The organism is Bradyrhizobium sp. Ken51 (genome assembly GCF_055807435.1).
Genome location: NZ_JBVVPB010000021.1, coordinates 79,597 through 96,308, shown reverse-complemented (window position 1 = coordinate 96,308; position 16,712 = coordinate 79,597). Strand labels below are relative to the sequence as shown.

The 16,712-nt window shown below is 62.5% G+C and carries 19 protein-coding genes and 1 pseudogene; 11 read left to right on the top strand and 9 right to left on the bottom strand.

Features of this window, described 5'->3' with window-relative positions; genetic code table 11:
• The first annotated feature begins 61 nt into the window (after positions 1-61).
• Both AC0L27_RS29245 and AC0L27_RS29240 read left to right on the top strand, forming a co-directional pair.
• A complete protein-coding gene (locus AC0L27_RS29245; protein WP_275170236.1) occupies positions 62-274 on the top strand; it encodes a hypothetical protein in 213 nt (70 codons plus the stop codon).
• Positions 275-1,009: 735 nt separating this feature from the next.
• Positions 1,010-1,907, top strand: a pseudogene (locus tag AC0L27_RS29240) (3'-5' exonuclease).
• 42 nt (positions 1,908-1,949) lie between these two features.
• On the opposite strand, the gene AC0L27_RS29235 reads toward AC0L27_RS29240, so the two are convergent.
• Entirely contained in the window at positions 1,950-2,135 is a 186-nt protein-coding gene (locus AC0L27_RS29235; RefSeq protein WP_473321169.1) for a DUF3606 domain-containing protein, read from the bottom strand.
• Positions 2,136-2,522: 387 nt separating this feature from the next.
• Between AC0L27_RS29235 and AC0L27_RS29230 the strand changes: the two genes are divergently transcribed.
• The 7 genes from AC0L27_RS29230 (at position 2,523) to ligD (ending at position 8,670) form a co-directional block, all read left to right on the top strand.
• On the top strand, positions 2,523-2,843 hold the full coding sequence (locus AC0L27_RS29230) for a hypothetical protein (protein ID WP_473321202.1): 321 nt from the start codon (positions 2,523-2,525) through the stop codon (positions 2,841-2,843).
• A 32-nt stretch (positions 2,844-2,875) separates the two neighbouring features.
• Entirely contained in the window at positions 2,876-3,496 is a 621-nt protein-coding gene (locus AC0L27_RS29225) for a hypothetical protein (RefSeq protein ID WP_473321168.1), read from the top strand.
• 75 nt (positions 3,497-3,571) lie between these two features.
• Complete coding sequence (locus AC0L27_RS29220) at positions 3,572-4,030, top strand: YidB family protein (protein ID WP_473321165.1); 459 nt, start codon at positions 3,572-3,574, stop codon at positions 4,028-4,030.
• A 22-nt stretch (positions 4,031-4,052) separates the two neighbouring features.
• Entirely contained in the window at positions 4,053-4,316 is a 264-nt protein-coding gene (locus AC0L27_RS29215) for a GlsB/YeaQ/YmgE family stress response membrane protein (RefSeq protein WP_247368824.1), read from the top strand.
• An 884-nt stretch (positions 4,317-5,200) separates the two neighbouring features.
• Positions 5,201-6,883, top strand: coding sequence for a helix-hairpin-helix domain-containing protein (locus AC0L27_RS29210; protein ID WP_473321162.1), 1,683 nt, complete (start codon positions 5,201-5,203; stop codon positions 6,881-6,883).
• Positions 6,883-7,446 (top strand): MOSC domain-containing protein, encoded by a 564-nt coding sequence (locus AC0L27_RS29205; protein WP_473321160.1) that lies wholly within the window; start codon positions 6,883-6,885, stop codon positions 7,444-7,446. The genes AC0L27_RS29210 and AC0L27_RS29205 overlap by 1 nt, the downstream gene beginning before the upstream one ends.
• Positions 7,447-7,722: 276 nt before the next feature.
• Positions 7,723-8,670 carry a non-homologous end-joining DNA ligase gene (gene ligD, locus AC0L27_RS29200; protein ID WP_473321158.1) on the top strand — a complete coding sequence of 316 codons (948 nt, stop codon included), beginning with the start codon at positions 7,723-7,725 and terminating at the stop codon, positions 8,668-8,670.
• Positions 8,671-8,701: 31 nt separating this feature from the next.
• Here ligD and AC0L27_RS29195 read toward each other — a convergent pair whose 3' ends face one another.
• A complete protein-coding gene (locus tag AC0L27_RS29195; RefSeq protein WP_473321157.1) occupies positions 8,702-9,526 on the bottom strand; it encodes a ribonuclease HII in 825 nt (274 codons plus the stop codon).
• Positions 9,527-9,945: 419 nt separating this feature from the next.
• On the opposite strand from AC0L27_RS29195, the gene AC0L27_RS29190 reads away from it, so the two are divergent.
• The gene (locus AC0L27_RS29190) at positions 9,946-10,872 is read left to right on the top strand and encodes a DNA topoisomerase IB (protein WP_473321201.1); all 927 of its coding nucleotides are present in this window, start codon (positions 9,946-9,948) and stop codon (positions 10,870-10,872) included.
• 372 nt (positions 10,873-11,244) lie between these two features.
• Here the strand turns inward: AC0L27_RS29190 and AC0L27_RS29185 are convergent, their stop codons facing one another.
• Together AC0L27_RS29185 and AC0L27_RS29180 are read right to left on the bottom strand one after the other, a co-directional pair.
• On the bottom strand, positions 11,245-11,667 hold the full coding sequence (locus tag AC0L27_RS29185) for a hypothetical protein (RefSeq protein WP_473321155.1): 423 nt from the start codon (positions 11,665-11,667) through the stop codon (positions 11,245-11,247).
• A gap of 15 nt (positions 11,668-11,682) precedes the next feature.
• On the bottom strand, positions 11,683-11,883 hold the full coding sequence (locus AC0L27_RS29180) for a hypothetical protein (RefSeq protein WP_473321153.1): 201 nt from the start codon (positions 11,881-11,883) through the stop codon (positions 11,683-11,685).
• A 228-nt stretch (positions 11,884-12,111) separates the two neighbouring features.
• On the opposite strand from AC0L27_RS29180, the gene AC0L27_RS29175 reads away from it, so the two are divergent.
• The gene (locus AC0L27_RS29175) at positions 12,112-13,476 is read left to right on the top strand and encodes a carbohydrate porin (RefSeq protein WP_473321151.1); all 1,365 of its coding nucleotides are present in this window, start codon (positions 12,112-12,114) and stop codon (positions 13,474-13,476) included.
• Between the two features lie 119 nt (positions 13,477-13,595).
• Here AC0L27_RS29175 and AC0L27_RS29170 read toward each other — a convergent pair whose 3' ends face one another.
• The 5 genes from AC0L27_RS29170 to AC0L27_RS29150 form a co-directional block, all read right to left on the bottom strand.
• Positions 13,596-13,727, bottom strand: a complete 132-nt coding sequence (locus tag AC0L27_RS29170; protein ID WP_473321150.1) for a hypothetical protein — start codon at positions 13,725-13,727, stop codon at positions 13,596-13,598.
• Positions 13,728-13,732: 5 nt separating this feature from the next.
• Positions 13,733-14,110 carry a DUF1003 domain-containing protein gene (locus AC0L27_RS29165; protein ID WP_473321148.1) on the bottom strand — a complete coding sequence of 126 codons (378 nt, stop codon included), beginning with the start codon at positions 14,108-14,110 and terminating at the stop codon, positions 13,733-13,735.
• A 2-nt stretch (positions 14,111-14,112) separates the two neighbouring features.
• The gene (locus AC0L27_RS29160) at positions 14,113-14,556 is read right to left on the bottom strand and encodes a low affinity iron permease family protein (RefSeq protein WP_473321147.1); all 444 of its coding nucleotides are present in this window, start codon (positions 14,554-14,556) and stop codon (positions 14,113-14,115) included.
• A 257-nt stretch (positions 14,557-14,813) separates the two neighbouring features.
• Positions 14,814-15,854: a glycosyltransferase family 4 protein gene (locus tag AC0L27_RS29155; protein WP_473321144.1), complete on the bottom strand. Its 1,041-nt coding sequence runs from the start codon at positions 15,852-15,854 to the stop codon at positions 14,814-14,816.
• Positions 15,855-15,985: 131 nt separating this feature from the next.
• Positions 15,986-16,195: a hypothetical protein gene (locus tag AC0L27_RS29150; protein ID WP_473321143.1), complete on the bottom strand. Its 210-nt coding sequence runs from the start codon at positions 16,193-16,195 to the stop codon at positions 15,986-15,988.
• Positions 16,196-16,712: the final 517 nt, after the last annotated feature.

Genomic DNA, 16,712 nt, shown 5'->3' with positions numbered 1-16,712 from the left:
GCCTTCTTGACTTCGTGACCGTAGAGCACGCAGCTCCGGCAGTGATGTTGAGGGGCGTGTCATGGAGCAGGAGTTCTACCGAGGTCTGGCCCAAAGGGTCGGGGGTATGGCGGAGAAAGCCGATCCGTTCACCCGGCGTCGTCTCCTGGATCTCGCCGAACGGTATGACAGCAGGGGCGGTCATCCCTCGGCATCCGGACCGACCGAGCGGCCGCTGCCAACGCCTCGCACGACGCCGGCTGCAGCGACTTTCTCTGGACCCGGCGAGGCCTGACGCCCCCACCCCTGTCGTTCTTGATGGTGCCGCACCGCGCACCCGATGAAGCCTCGCGGCCGTCCCGCAGTGCGCGAAGGGATCTGCCGACAGACGCTTCCCCAGGACCAAGCTCGCCTACCCAGCCGGTGGTCCTGGCCTCACCAGGGAGGATTGGATGCCGTGGGCGGGTCCGACATCGCGTTTCCCCCTGATCGCGATCCTAGGGGCTTGGAAGCGGGTGGGGGAGGCGCTGCGCCTCGCACCGGTAACGAGCTGCCGCGTAGGCCACCCTTCCGGCAGGTTGTGCTCGGCAGCCCCCGGAGGCGAGTGAGTTCTGGCCACGCCAGGGCGGCGGTGATCCATCTCTGCCGTTCTAGCCCATCGGCTTCGGCGGCAAGCTTCATTGCCGCGACGGCCTCGCGCTCGGAGTCGTACGAGGAGTCCATGGACCCAAATATAGCTGCAGATCGTAAACGATCACGCACCAGTGGGGCCGTAGCAATCCCAGGGTCGGCACCATACGCGGACGCCTGTCTAGCCTTTTGGAGCTGCTCCGCCGATCCGCCCGTTCATAGCGCGGACCTCTGGAGCGCTCGCGATTGAGGCCCTGCGCGAGCGTCCCGCAAGGGGGGCCAACTGCACCGACACTCCCGAAAAGCCCGTGAATTGCTTGTCTTTCAGATATCTCGCGCCGAGCGGTCCCGATATTGTGGGGCCTGACGGGACTACCTCATCGGCTCAACACGAGAAGAGATGTTTCAAGACGCATCGGATCTGGCCGCGATGGCCGAGGTACTAGGCCGATCGAGCGACTACCGGGTGCTGCGCCGCCTGGTACCGCGCCAAACGTGGATGCCGGCCTTCGGACAGGAAACCAAGATCGGCATCCTGCTCGACACCGAGACAACCGGCCTCGACCACCGCAAGGACGAAGTCATCGAGCTCGGCATGGTCAAGTTTGGCTACACGCCGGACGGTCGCATCATTGATGTCACGGACACGTTCTCCGCCTTCATAGTCGTCCGAGCCGATCCCGGCCGAGATCACGGCGCTTACCGGCATCACCGATGAAAATGGTGGCCGGCCACAGGATCGACGAGGCCGCCGTGAACGCCTTCGTCGACGATTCCGTGGTCCTGGTCATCGCGCATAACAGTAGATTCGATCGGAAGTTTTCCGAACGCTACTAGCCCGTCTTCGAGCGGAAGGCGTGGGCATGCTCCGCGACCGAGGTCGATTCGCGGCAGCACGGCTTCGATGGAGCGAAGCTCGGCTACCTTCTGAACGGCGCCGGCTATTTCCACCAGGCGCACCGCGCGGTTCACGACTGTCACGCGCTGCTCGAGATCTTGGACTTCGACCTACCAACGACCGGCGCGCCAGCGCTCGCTGTCCTGCTCGAGAGCGCACGACAGAAGACCATCCGGATATGGCCGAACAGTCGCCGTTCGAACTCAAGGATTCGCTGAAGCGCCGCGCCTATCGCTGGAGCGACCGGCACGGACGGTCGGCCAAAATCCTGGTACGTTGACGTCCGCGAGTCCGCTCTAGAAACCGAACTCGCATTTCTCCGGACCGAGATCTACCTGCGCGACGTGAGCCGCGCTTGCAGATGCTGACTGCCTTCACCCGCTTCTCCTGCAGGATCTGAGGGCCGCCAATCGCCACGCCGAAATACGTGGCGAACCTGCCCTCAGCGGCCGAGACGTTTCTCGACCCGCTTGCGGCTGTTGCCGACCTTCTTCACGGCTTTCTTCACCGCGGAGGCCGAGCGGCCAGTTTTCTTTGCTTCGTATCGCAGTTCGTAGTCCTGGCCCTTAGCCACACGGGTGCGATCTTGTTTGCGTCCCCGTGCAGTCTTCTTCTTCGCTGCCACCATCTGCTCCTCCGTCTGCCAAACTGATGTCAGTGCAACGCTTCAAGGAATCGTGGGGTTCCCTCCAAGAAGCTGTTGCCGGGCCGAAGCCAAACGAGCGCCAGCAGCATCTCGGCTCCACCTTTGTTGGCCTTTCCATTTTCGTTTGCTCGACCGCCTGCATGAAGGCTTCGTCGCACCGCATGAGCACAGCGGCCCTTTGGCGCACATCGCCCGAGTTGGCCAGCTCCGGACGCTCCGGCCCATTTAGATTCAAATACGCCGCCCGGAGCCCGCTCCCGTTTCTTGCAGATGCTTTTCTACATCCTCCATTCCAAACCCACGGACCGGGAAAACTTGGAACTTCTCAGTCCAGCGCATGTTTGTGCCGTGCCACTTCTGGAGGACGACATGAACAAGAGGCTGCTTCTTCTGTTAACGGCTGCTTCGCTTCTCGCGGGTCCGTCGTTTGCGCAAAACCCGCCGGCCACTGATCGGCCCAACAATAACGCGGTCAACAGTTCCGGTCAGAACAATTCCAACAAGCCGGTCGCAGGCGCCAACAGCTTCACCGAGGGCCAGGCCAAATCGAAGATTGAGGACGCAGGCTACACCAACGTCACATCCCTGAAGAAGGACGACAACGGCGTCTGGCGCGGAAAGGCCACTAAAGGCGGCGCCTCGACCGATGTCAGTCTGGATTTCCAGGGCAACGTGAACGGGGCGAAATAACCTGCGCCCACCAAAATTGAGAGGGATTCAAGATGACCGTCACGATTTCACGTCTCTACGATAACTACTCCGATGCGCAGCGCGCGGTGACGAGCCTGGAGGCCGCGGGCGTGCCGCATTCGGATTTGAGCATCGTCGCGAACAATTCCGACAACTGGTACAGCACCGACAAGAAGGTCGATCGAGATCGAGATGGGGTTGATGATCGGGCTGAAGGTGCGGCCACGGGAGCGGGCGTCGGCGCAGGCCTCGGTGGCGCGGCCGGCTTGCTCGCGGGCCTTGGGTTGTTGGCTATACCCGGCCTGGGTCCGGTCGTGGCGGCCGGATGGCTTGCGTCGACCGCGCTGGGTGCCGCAGCTGGCGGCGCTACGGGCGGGGTGGTCGGCGCGTTGACGCAGGCTGGTGTATCCGATGAGGAAGCTCCGCTCTACGCCGAAGGTGTGAGGCGCGGCGGCACGCTGGTTTCAGCGCGTGTGCCGGACGCGGACCGGGCGCGATACGAAGCGATCCTGAACCAGTCCGCCGTCAATCTGCGCGACCGAAGCGCAGCCTGGCAGAAGGGCGGGTGGAAGAATTACGATCCATCCGCCCGGCCTTACGGTGCGGAGGAGGTCCGGAGAGAACGGCAGCTCTACGGCACCGGAGCGCGATGAATTAACCGGCGGCCTGCCCCACGCGGGCCGCCCTTTTCTTGCAAGGTTACCAATCATCGAACTGAGGAGCCGAAAATGAGCCGCGGAATGCCATCGATGACTGCCCTCTTGGGTATGCTCGCAATCGCCGGTTACCAAAATCGTGACAAGCTCGCCGACATGTTTCGCAATGCTACCTCCGGTCAGCCGGCGGGTGCCAAGGATTCCCTGAGCGGCATGCTCGGAAATCTTGGCGGCGTTGTGGGAGGCGGTGGGGTGGGTTCGCTGCTGAGCGGCGGGATCGGCGAGTTGCTCGAGCACTTCAAGCAGAACGGGCAGGGCGAAGCGGCCCAATCCTGGATCAATCAGGGGCCAAATCGCGAAGTCACCCCGCCCGAACTCCAGCAGGCTATCGGTCCGGACGTCCTTCAAAAGCTGGAGCAGCAGACCGGCCTGTCTCAGCAGGAGATCCTCAACCGATTGTCGCGCGAGCTTCCGGCAGCCGTGGACAAATACACACCTGATGGACGTCTTCCGGCTCCATCGGCGGGATAATCACAGCCACCGAGGGAGAGACATGGGCATCATATGGACGATCATCATCGGCTTCATCGCAGGCATCATCGCGAAGTTCATCATGCCTGGCGACAACGAGCCCTCGGGTTTCATCCTGACCACGATCCTGGGAATAGTGGGCGCGTTCGTTGCGACCTATCTTGGCCAGGCTCTCGGCTGGTACCGGCCAGGAGAAGGCGCGGGGCTGGTGGGGGCAGTGGTAGGCGCCATCATCGTGCTTCTCGTCTACGGTTTTGTGGCCGGTCGCAGCCGTCGGGCCATCTAACCACCGTGGACGGAATTGTTCGCGTTAGCGGAGAATTCGCCCGGCGCGAAAGGCGATCGGCAAGATGAAATGGATGCTCGTTGTCCTGGTAGGAGGTATGACCCCGGTCAACACCGACCTGGTTTTTCGACAAGTTCGCCGATTGCCTTGCCGCCGAGGAGCAGATGCGAAAGCACTACACGGACGCTTTCGAGGCCTGGGACCGATGGGCCGCGGCCAATATCGAGCGACGACGCGAATACTCAAAGGTGCGCGACCTCCAGGCCAAACGGCTGCTCAGCAACATCGGTATCTGCGTTCCTCACGCAGGCGGCGAGGCCGCAGCGCCTCAGCAGCAGAATAATCCCACACCTTCTCAGCCTCCCCAAGGTCTCCCCACTCCGCAGCCAAGTCCGAAAACGTGAGGTCCGAACGTTTCGGACAGGCCGGCCGTAAACGAACTCGCAGCGCCGCTTTCATCGCGCCTGCCTTCACTGTTCTCGCCACGCGCTGAGCTGTAGCCTGCTGACGATTATAGGTGCACGCCAAATGTCGCCCATAACGGTCCTGCGGGCTGACGATGTCGACCGAACTATAGGCGAGAATGGGCGTTTACCGAGACCATGTCTGACGCCTTCGATTACTTCCGCGCCGACGCCGTCCGGGCTCTTTGCAAAGCCCGATCGCTGCCGCGCGGCAGAATGAAGCATCTGCAGCTGGTTGCGGGGCGAACTTACAATCTCCTCAATAAGGAGGCCGCTTACAGCCCGAACACGCAGCACCTTGAGGACTTCCGGGCAGCGCAAAAACTTGAGGCATCTCTCGATCGCCGGCGCGATGACGGCCCACCCGCTAAGGGAGACTTTGCGCCGGTGAGGCCCGGCGCGGAACGGGAGGGTTGTTGAGTGGCCTCCCCCGACGTTCGCACGATCGTCAGTCTCCTGCGAGAATACGCACAGCGGACGGCGTTGCGTGGCGGGAACCCGTACAGGGCCAAAGCCTATGCGCGCGCCGCAGACAGCCTGGCGGCCCTTGCCGTCCCTCTGGACGTGCTCATCGCCGAAGACCGGCTCACGGAAATCCCCGGCGTCGGCGAGGCGATCGCCGACATTATCGCCACGCTTCACAAGACGGGCTCTCATCCGAGCCTTGAGAAGCTCCGGAAGGAGATACCCGAGGGCGTGCTCAAGATGCTCGCCGTTCCCGGCCTCCGCCCCGAGAAGGTGCTGCGGCTCTACAAGGATCTCGGCATCACTTCGCTCGCGGAGTTGGAGGCCGCCGCCAAGGACGACCGCATCAAGAAGGCCAAAGGTCTCGGCGCGGCGCTGCAGACCAAGATTCTGCAGAACCTGGCCCTCGCGAAAAGCGGAGAAGGTCGCCTCCATCTGCATCGTGCGGCCGCCCTGCTCGCGCACGCCAAGGATTCGCTGCGTAAGGCCCGGCCGGAGCTTAAACGCGTGACGATCGCAGGCGACTTCCGCCGCGGCTGCGAACTCGTCGGCGACCTCACGATCGTCGCGGAGGCTGCCAAGATCGAGAAGGCGGCGAATGCTTCGGCGGCGGACGGACTGCAAATCCGCTTGTCCGACCGCAACCACTTCGGCGCCGCCCTTCTTTTCGGCACCGGCTCAGCCGCTCACATCGAGAGGCTCCAGGCTTTGGCCGCGGAGAAAGGAATGCGGCTAGAGAGCGACGGGCTGCACAAGGGTCGCACCCTGATCGCCGGCGACGAGGCCCAGATCTATAGTGCCCTCGGCCTGCCGTTCATCGATCCTGAACTCCGTGAGGGCCGGGGCGAGGTCGAGCTGGCCCTGAAGGGCAAGCTGCCGAAGCTCGTCACCGACAAGGACTTGCGCGGAATCCTTCATTGCCACACCGATGCGTCCGACGGCACGGAGACCTTGGAGACGATGGCCAAGGCCACGCGCCAGCGCGGTTTCGAGTATTTCGGGGTCGCCGACCACTCCAAGTCCGCGCACTACGCAGGCGGTCTCTCGGAGGAAGAGATCGCGCAGCAGCACCGGGACGCCGACCGGTTGAACAAGCGCTTCGGCAAGGATTTCCGGATCCTGAAAGGCATCGAGTCCGACATTCTGGCCGACGGCTCGCTGGACTATGCGGACGAAGTGCTGCAGCGCTTCGACTTCGTGGTCGCGAGCATCCACGGCCGATTCAAACTCGACCGCAAGGCGCAGACGCAGCGCCTGCTTCGTGCGATCTCCGATCCCCACACCACCATCATAGGCCATATGACCGGGCGGCAGCTGCAGCGGCGGCCGGGCTACGAAATCGACATCGAGAAGGTCCTGCGGGCATGCGCCAGGCATGACGTCGTCGTCGAGATCAACGCCCATCCTTGGCGACTAGACCTGGATTGGCGCTGGCACCAGGCTGCCCTCGAGTTCGGCTGCATGATGAGCATCAATCCGGACGCGCACTCGGTCCCCGAGCTCGACCACATGCACTGGGGCGTCGAGATGGCCCGGAAGGGCGGCGTCCCTGCCGACCGCGTCCTGAACGCCATGGCCCTTCCGGAGATCACGCGCTACTTCCGCCAGAAGCGGCGCTCGGTCGCCCGGGCGGCCTGATGCCGCAGGCGTACGCGCTCTCGCCGGAGGGCACCGTGGTCGCGGTCGCCGCCGATCGCGCTCACCACTTCAGCAAACCGCCGCAGGACGAGATCGTGCTGGTGGAAGGCTATGGGGTCGAAGGCGACGCCCACGCCGGCCAGTTTGTCCGGCACCGCTATCTCGCCCGCCGCCGGCCTCGCCTACCCAATCTCCGGCAGGTTCACCTGATCCCGTCCGAGCTCTTCGCCTCCCTCTCGGACGCGGGCTTCGAGGTGCGGCCTGGAGAGCTCGGTGAGAACATCACCACTGCCGGTCTGGACCTTGAGCGGATGCCGCTCGGGACGCTCATCGAGCTTGGAGCCACGGCGATCGTGGAGCTGACCGGCCTCCGGACGCCCTGTATCCTCATCGACCGTTTCCAGGCCGGCATGAAACGGCAGGTGCTGTCGTCGGCGGAAACGGGCCCTCCATTCAAATGCGGGGTGCTGGCCGTGGTCAGGGCCGCCGGAGCGGTCGCGGCTGGCGATACCGCGCGGGTTCGGCTCCCGTCCTCTTCATTTCGCGCCTTGCCGGGTCTGTAGAGAGGCCCTTACGCAAGTCGGCGGCCGATATCCGACCCACCAAGGACTTCAACAGCAGATCGATCTGCTCCTTGATCGGCGCGCGTGGATCTTCAGCAGGTGTGGCGGCCGTTGAGCCGCCGATGATCGTGCTACGCGTCGAGCACCCACGATGACCTCCCCGACTTGAAGGGAGGCTATCGAGGCAGGCGTGGGGCTGCCGAAGCCTTCAATATGTCGGACGGAACTGACGATGCATCCTCCTCGTTCCTACCCTCCGTCACCCGTCGTCCAGCCATGGCCCGAAAATCGACCCTGCCTCTTCGCCTGCAGCCTATGCTGGCCACGCTGACAGATTCGCCGTTCGACGATTCCGATTGGCTCTTCGAGGACAAGTTCGATGGGTTCCGCATGGTCGCGGAAATCCGGCGTGGTCGGGTCGCGCTCTACAGCCGCAACGGGAAGATCATCAGCCACTCCTATGTCGAGGTCGCGAAAGCACTCGAGGGAGTGAAGGCGGACGCCGTGATCGATGGCGAGCTCGTTGCGATCGGGAAGGACGGCGTATCCCATTTCCAGTTGCTTCAAAACGCCCTGCGTCACGAGGCCAAGCTTTTGTACTGCGCGTTCGACCTCATGTTCGCAGCCGGCGAGGACCTGCGTGCGCTGCCGCTTCTCGAGCGCAAGAAGCGGCTCAAGGCCCTCCTGCCGCGCCACAAGCTCATTGCGTTCAGCAACCACCGCAAAGGCAGCGGCACAAAGTTCTTTGCACAAGCCGAGCTGAGACATCTCGAAGGCATCATGGCCAAGCGCGCCGACAGCCCGTACGCGTCCGGACGCCGGACCGCCGATTGGCTGAAGGTGAAGACCGCGCAGCGGCAGGAGGTAGTGATCGCCGGCTTCACCGCGCCGAGGCGAACCCGGCCCTTCTTCGGCGCCCTCGTGCTGGCGGTACGCGACGCCGATGCATGGCGGTACATTGGCCACGTCGGCACCGGCTTCAGCCACCAAGTTCTCGAAGAGCTTCACCGCAAGGTCGTGAGGCTGAAGACAGCCAAGTCGCCCTTCCCTGGCAAGGTGAAAAATGAGCGGGTTACGACCTGGGTGCGTCCTTCCTTGGTCGCCGAAGTGAAATTCGCGGAGTGGACCAGCAAGGGCGAGCTGCGCCAGCCGGTCTATCTCGGCCTGAGGTCCGACAAAAACGCCAAGGACGTCGTTCGCGAAACGAAGTGGTCGCGAAAATAATGCAGCCGAGACGAAGCGCTCGATCTGGAGTTCAGCTCGCGGCGCGCTCGGACGCCGAAGGCCACGGCGGCAGGGGCGGCAGCCCGAGCGCCTTGCGTACAGGTCCAAACGACCTCCGGTGAGCAGCGCATGCACCAAGCCTGGCGAGCGCCTCATAATGAGCCGGCACCGGGTAGCCCTTGTGATCTGCGAATCCGTAGCCGGGGTGACGCTCGTCGAGCGTCCGCATGACTGTGTCGCGCTCGACTTTCGCGAGGATGGAGGCGGCCGCAATGCTGGCGGACTTGGCATCGCCTTTGTTGATGGGCTGCTGAGGGATGTCGATTTCCTTCAACCGCTTCGCGTCGATCAGCAAGTGCTGCGGCGTCAACCCTAGCCCCCGGACCGCCCGCTGCATCGCCTGGATGCCTGCCCAATAGATGTTGATTGCGTCGATCTCCTCGACCTCGACGAATGCTACACACCAACTCTCTGCCTTTTCCTTGATTTCCTTCGAGAGTTCTTCGCGAGCCGCGGCGTCGAGTTTTTTCGAGTCGTCAATTCCGATTATCCGCGTGCCGGGCTTCAGGATCACGGCGCCAGCGGAGACGGGCCCGGCGAGAGGGCTCATTCCGGCCTCGTCCACGCCTGCCACCGCATGATGGCCGCTTTCCCAGAGAGATGTCTCGAAGCGGAGCATCTTGCGGAGGCGCTGCCCTTCGGACCTGTTTTCGAAGCGCCGTTTATCGATTGAAGCAAGGATGGCACGGGCTCCCGCGCGGCTGTCAGTTCGCAGGATCTGCTCGACGTCGGCCTCGAGCGGTCTTTTCTCGACGACATAGCGCTGACGCAATACATCGAGTGAATACTGGGACATAGCGGCCTTCGTGAAGACTGACTGTGGGGAGCGTGTCGGTGAAATTTGTGGCGATTGTCTGATGCCGCCCTCATCGACTGCGCAGCGCGTTGTCGAAAGGAACCGGCCCGGCTCTCCATTTGAGGTCCCGATATTCTGAAGGGCCACATCCACACCTCGCGTCCACGAGCTCAGAGCGGAACCAACCGGTGTCATCATCCCTTTAGAAAGAGTGGAGCCTCGATCCCAGGGGGCATCCCAAGGGACAGGCCCATGCTCCGAGAAACCGGCAACGAAGAAAACGTTCTGGACCGCACCGCCGAGGTCGCGGCCACCATCGCGGAAGAAGGCCTCCGGTACGTCAGCGACTCCGCGCCGGGGTACACGCGCAAAAGCGAACTGGAACCACTTTCAGCTACTACGACAAGGACGGCAAGCGCATAACCGATGGCACCGTCATCCGACGCATCAAATCAATCGGCATCCCGCCGGCCTACGAGTCCGTGTGGATCTGCCCGTCGTCAAACGGGCACATCCAAGCAACCGGGCTCGATGCGCGGGGTCGCAAGCAGTATCGCTACCATCCGAAGTGGCGCGAGCTCCGCGACCAGAACAAGTATGAGCATATCATCCTGTTCGCTGCCGCGCTGCGGGAGCGGGTCGCCGCCGGCATGAAGCGGGACGGACTGCCGCGCGAGAAGGTGCTGGCCACGATCGTTAGTCTTCTGGAGAAGACATTGATCCGGGTGGGCAATGCCGAGTATGCCGAGAAAAACAAGTCCTACGGGCTCACCACCATGCGCGCAAGCACGTCGCGGTCGGGCGCGGCGTCCTTCGTTTCGACTTCACGGGCAAGTCGGGCAACAGTGGAAGCTTCGCGTCGAGGACAAGCGGATAGTCGCGATCGTGAAGCGCTGTGCGGTGATCCCGGACATGAGCTCTTCAAGTACCTGGACGACGACGGACAGCCCCGCACCGTCGATTCCGGCGACGTCAACGCCTACATCAAGGATATCACCGGCGAGGACTTCAGCGCCAAGGATTTTCGGACTTGGGCGGGAACCGTTCTGGCGGCGTTGGTGCTTGCCGAATTCAAGAATTACGACAGCCAGGCCGAGGCGAAGCGCAACGTCGTCGCCGCGATCGAACGTGTCTCGAAGCAGCTCGGCAACACACCGGCCATCTGCCGCAAGTGCTACGTGCACCCGGAAGTCCTGAACGCCTACATGTCAGGTGATCTCGTGAAGATGATTCAGGCCAAGATCGCGCGGAAGTTCAAGCGCCAGTACGCCAAGCTCACTTCCGACGAGATCGTGGTGCTGGCATTTCTCCGGAAACGTCTCGATTCTCTGACGGTGCCCGCCTAGCCGGGCCTACCCGGTCTCCGGACGCCTGCGTCCTCCTCGATGCCTCCAGGCACGCCTCGGCTGGTGCTCTCGTCGGCAAAAAGGGGCCTTCCATTCAAAGCCGGGGTGCTGGGCGTGGTGCGGGCCGGCGAGACGGTCGCTTACCGCGCAGGTTTGGTTTCCGCCCTCGCCATTCGCGCCTGCCGGCTCGGTAGAAGGACTCGTGCACAAGTCGCCGTCCCGATACCCGAAGCAATACCGTTCTTAGGTCGGAATAGCCTGGCCGCAAAGAACGTAACGGCGGTACGCTTGGGGCTAGGAGGCAATCGACAGTCCGGGACTATTTCAACCGCAGCGCCCACCCGGCGGCTTCTTCTTTGGCTTCGATCCACCTCAAGAGGCGTTCGCTCTCGCGCGTTCCCGCGCCTCACGACGACGTTGGCGACGTGCGCGCCGCCGCTCGGCACGGTCGGCAGGTTGCCGCAGCGGAGGAACCGGCGCTGTCTCGGATACCAATTTGGGAGCCTCATCGGCTGCGGCCTGTTGGGCCGGCGCGGATGCCTCCGGGCGGGCTTCCATGAATTCAAGCACTGCCCGACCCTTTGCCGTGATCTTCCAGCCCCCGCTGATGCGTTCTACTAAGCCTTGAGAAAAGATGTCGAGGGCGGGGACCTGCGCAGCGAGGCGCTTGGTCCGGTCCGCCCAATCGCGGCCGCTGGTCGCCAGAATGGCCATGTCGCGCTTGAGGTCATCCATGACGGCGAAGCCGTCCGGATAGCTCACCAGGATCTTCAGCACCGTGACCTGGAAGTTCACGCCCGCCTCGACCGATCAGCGCCACATCATCGCGGGCGCCCGCCAAAGGACGTCACGGCCGACCTGCGTGAGTTCGTCCTGCGATACCTCGCCTCTGGTCGCCGCCTCCAGTATCTTTGAGCCGACATCGCTACGCGGTCCGATCTCGCGCTGCGAAACGCTCTCGCAGGCTTCGTCCAAGACCGCGCGCAACGCATTGGTTGCCGCATCGAACATCAATGCTCCCCAGAACGCGAAAGTCCCACTATAGCCAACATTCGCTCAGCGCGACCCAACAAAGTTTCGATCGCGACGGCCAATCCAGCTGGTCTGACCCGTACCTTTGGAACATGCCTGCACGGTGGACTTGTCTTGTAAGATCGGGCAAGTCGTAAGGCTATCCTCAAGATCAGGAACACTCGCGTGTCGAGACCCCAGCGAGTCTATAGGCAGGTCGTGCTTTCGATGTCGGTCCTCTTGCTCGTGGCAGCCGGCGCCGCCGCCCACGAGGATAAGAGGACCGACGACGACAAGCCTGCCGACCCGGATACGGGTGAGAGCACGGTGGAGGAAAAGACGCTCGGCCTTCTGCCCAATCCGCTGCAGAAGTACGGCGTGAAGTTCGCGGCCACTTACATCGGCGAGGCGTTGGGTAACGCTTCCGGCGGCCTGAAGCGGGGTGCTATCTACGAAGGCCGTCTCAACCTTGCGGTGGATGTCGATCTGCAGAAACTCGTCGGCATCGATAAGCTCACTTTTCACGCCAACATGTTCCAGATCCATGGCGACGGCCTGTCCCGGAGCAATCTTCAGAACTTCTTCGTCGTCAGCGGAATCGAGGCTCTGCCCGCAACGCGCCTCTACGAAGCGTATTTCGAGAAGCAGTGGGGCGCGAAGAGGATCTCGCTGAAGGTGGGGCAGCTTGCCGCCGACAGCGAATTCTTCAACACCAAATATACAGACGTGTTCACGAACGCCTCAATGGGTTGGCCCGCGATCACGTCGCTCAATCTGCCCAGCGGGGGACCTTCGCCACCTTTGGCGGCCATGGGCGCAAGGCTACTGGTCAACGTGACCGACCAGCTTTCCGTTCTGGGTGGGATCTTCGACGGCGACCAAGCGGGACCCGGACCGGGCGACCCGCAGGAGCGCAATCGCTACGGCGTCAATTTCCGCGTCAACGATCCGCCGTTGTTACTGGGTCAGATCCAGTACGCCTGGAACAACAAGAAGGGCGATCCCAACCTGACCGGCCAGATCAAGTTCGGCGGCTGGCGGCACTTTGGCCCTTTCGCGGATCAACAGCTCGCGTCGAACGGCAGCTCGCTCGCCGCTTCCGGTAGCACCGGCCAGCCCTTGTTGCTGGCAGGAGACATCGGTGCTTGGGCGGCCTTCGAGCGACAGATTTACCGCGTGCCTCACAGCGACGATCGCGGGATCGGTGTGTTCGCAAGGGCCGCCGGCGCGCCCGCTGATCGCAACCTGATTGATCTCTACGCTGATGCCGGCCTCGAGTTCATCGGGCTTCGTGATGACCGGCCCGACGACAAGTTCGGGATCGCCGCGGGCTATGCCCATGTGTCCAAACGGGCGCAGGCGCTCGACGCCGACTACCGGACGTTGGTGAATCCAAATTGGCCCTTGCGAAACTTCGAGGGGTTGCTGACGACGGTCTACCAATATCAGATAAAGGACGGCTGGTCGTTGCAGCCAAACTTCCAGTACATCATCCATCCGGGCGGCGGCGCCACGAGGCCGGCGACGTCATCCGCCGGAAAGGTCCTCAAAAACGCCTCGGTGTTCGGGCTCCGGACTACGCTCAAATTCTAGCACCGTGCGCATCGCACGGACTCTGTTCGACGAAGTTCAGGCTTAGCTCGTGTAGATGATGACGACCACGCAGGTGGCATCAGGGCGACCGGCATGTCGGCTTACTTGGGGCCAACATCTCATTGAGCCTTTTCAGCCTGCTCGCGCTCGCGCAAGCCTCTGGCAAGTTGATCAACAGACGTCTCCTCCGCCAATTCGTCTTGTTGGCAATCCTCGTCATCGACGTTCAGCCGCGTGGCAAGCTTCTGCAATATTCTCAAAGATCGCGTCGCCTCCCGTTCAGAGAGCAGATTAATCTGAGTTCTAGACGATCCCGCTTCTCCAAGATGCGGTCGGTCGCATTTTGGCGAATGAGGACACAGGAGGTGAGAAGTACCGCCTCCAGCGCAAGGAATGTCCCGAGCAGCGGGAACGGGAATGGATCAAGCGCGCGATCGGGGAATACCCCGCCGAACGCAATCCAACACACCACCGCCCCGCACTGCAGCACAACGAACTGCGGAGTTCCCGCAAACGATCCGATTGCATGAAAAACACGATGATGAAGAGCGATCTTTTTCTCATCCTGCTTTTCAAGCCGCAGGATGGCGTCGATATTTTCTACCGGTCTTTTCGATGATGCCGGCGCTGACATCGTCAGCTGGCGATCTGCTCGGCGGCTTGCCGCGCTGACTGTCGGGTCCGGTCGACTGTCTCATCTCCGGCCTTTTCGGCCTTGGCACGCGCTTCACATTTCGAGCGAAGCTCCTCAATCTCATCGTCTGTGAGGTGCTCAATTCCCACGAGACTATTGCGCGCCGCACTCACGCGAATGAGTTCGTCCAGCTTTACCTGAATGGCCGCGCTGTCACGGTTTTGCGAGTTCTGAATCAGAAATACCATAAGGAAAGTTACGATTGTGGTCCCAGTGTTAATGACCAACTGCCAAGTGTCCGAAAACTGGAAGAGCGGGCCGCTGATGCCCCATACGACCACCACACCCGCGGCTAACAGGAAGGTCGAGGCGCGCCCAGCCGCAAGCGAGGTCTTGTTCGCCAAATCACCGAAGAACTTTGAGATCCGGGATGGTTCGTTTTTCATGACTGAGCCGTTGCCACCAACCACAATGTTGTTTCGGGGTGAAAGTTCCGCGTCAGGAACCGACATACATCTGAGGCAACCCGAGACATGCTTTGCGCGGAGCTCCCGAGAGCACGTATTGAGAGCGATCGCAGAGTACGTCCAAGCCACGCCCGTTCGGATGCCGACCTCAACTCTAGAATTCCACTTGCTCCTGATTCGAAACGGATGGCCAAGGATTCGATTCATGCCAGTCCCACAAGCCAGCCGCCGATCTCTCACGCGAAGCGTCCTCCACGAGCGATCAGGTTGCGATATCGGGTCTCGTATTCATTCGCCATCCGGCTTGCGGCGAAGCGCTCTTCGAACCGGGCGCGGATCACTCTTCTATCCAGCCGGCCCAGTTCTTTCACGGCGCTGATCGCCTGCTCCTCACCATCAACGATGAAGCCGGTGACGCCGTCCTCCACGACTTCCGGCACCGAGCCTGATCGATAGGCGATCACGGGCGTCCCGCACGCCATCGCCTCGATCATGACCAGACCGAACGGCTCGGGCCAATCGACCGGAAACAGCAGGCCCGCTGCATTCGCGAGGAAAGGCTGTTTCTTCGCGTCGTCGACCTCGCCGACGAGCTGAACCGTCTGGCCATCGATGTTCGGCTCGAGCTTGTTCTTGAAGTAGGCCGTCTCCGCCCGAGGAATCTTCGCAGCGATCCGCAGGGGCATCCGCGCCGCCCGCGCGATGCGGATGGCGTCTTCCGGCCCCTTCTCCGCCGTCAGCCGCCCCAGAAAGGCCAGGTACGAACCTGGCTCGTAGGATGGCCGAAACATATCCTTGGGCAGTCCGTGCTGGATCGTCGCGATCCAGTTCGCCTCCGGAAGCGGACGACGCTGGTTGGCGGAAATCGAGACGAACGGAGCGTCCGCAAAGGCACCGATTACTTGGGGCAGACCGGGAAGGTCGAGCCGGCCGTGCATCGTCGTCAGGAAAGGCACGCCGGTTCGGCTGAGCACCGGAAGGGGCAACCAGTCGACGTGTGAGTGGATCACGTCGAAGTCGGGCGCGCGCTCGGCGATGGCTTCGATCAGAAGCGCGCAGGCAGCGCTCGGATCCGCACCCTTCCGCCCCAGGCGCAGCGCGCGCGGCCACACCGCGTGGAGCTTTCCCTTCGTCTTGGAGTCCCCGCTTGCAAACAGGGTCACGTCGTGTCCCAGTTCGACCAATTCGTCCACGAGCCAGGCGATCACACGCTCGGTGCCGCCGTAAAGCTTGGGAGGTACGCTCTCGGCCAACGGAGCAAGCTGGGCAATTCGCATCAGCTAGGCCCCGAACACGAACCGCAGGCCTATCACGACAACCGCGGAAATGAGGGACGAAATCGCGAGCAGCGTCCAGGCTGGTCTTGTGCTTTCGCGAACCACTCGCGCCGCGAGCATTTTCACGGCCGTCAACATTCGTCTCGAGGAAGCCGCTGCAAGTAGGCTATCCCGAAGCCAGCGAGTTCTTCCGTGTCGCTCTCGCGCGCCTCCGACCTGCTGTGGAGGTGGCGCTCCAGCAGGCAGCGCCGGCTGTCGAGCGCATCGACCTCGGGGTGCCGCGCCCGATACACCGACCAGGCGGTCTCCGCGGCGTTCTTCAAGACGACTTCGTCGACCATACTCACTCTCTCCGGAGACCGAACCCAGTCGCTGCCAACTCAAGGCGCTCTGGAAAGTTTCCGGATTTTCCCGACGGTAGACGAAGGGAGAAGGCTCAGGATGCTCCGACATGCGCCCGCGTACTTGCCGCACGCCGGCGCTGCAGGCGTTGGATTCGGCCAATCCATGTGAAGGCGACAGTGGGGCGCGGGCTTCGCACGACAGCTGCTCGACCGGACCATCCCGTCCGGTTTGCGGCCCGGAAAACTTGGCTTGAAATCGAGTATCGTCCTGCCCTTCTCCGTAAAATGGCCATCCGAGGTTTAGGTTCGACCAGGCCTGCGAGAAGATGTCGAGATCCGGAAGGCGCGCGGCCACTGGCCCGAATTTGACGGGCCCCGCGCGCGGCACTCGGTCCCACCCCGCCCTAGACCACCAGATTGGCGGAGAGCTTGCCGACGTGCCGAAGGCATCGCGGCTCGACTTTGTGTCCTCAGCTGAGTTTGGGGGGCTCAATGTGCTGGTGTGTATCTTTTG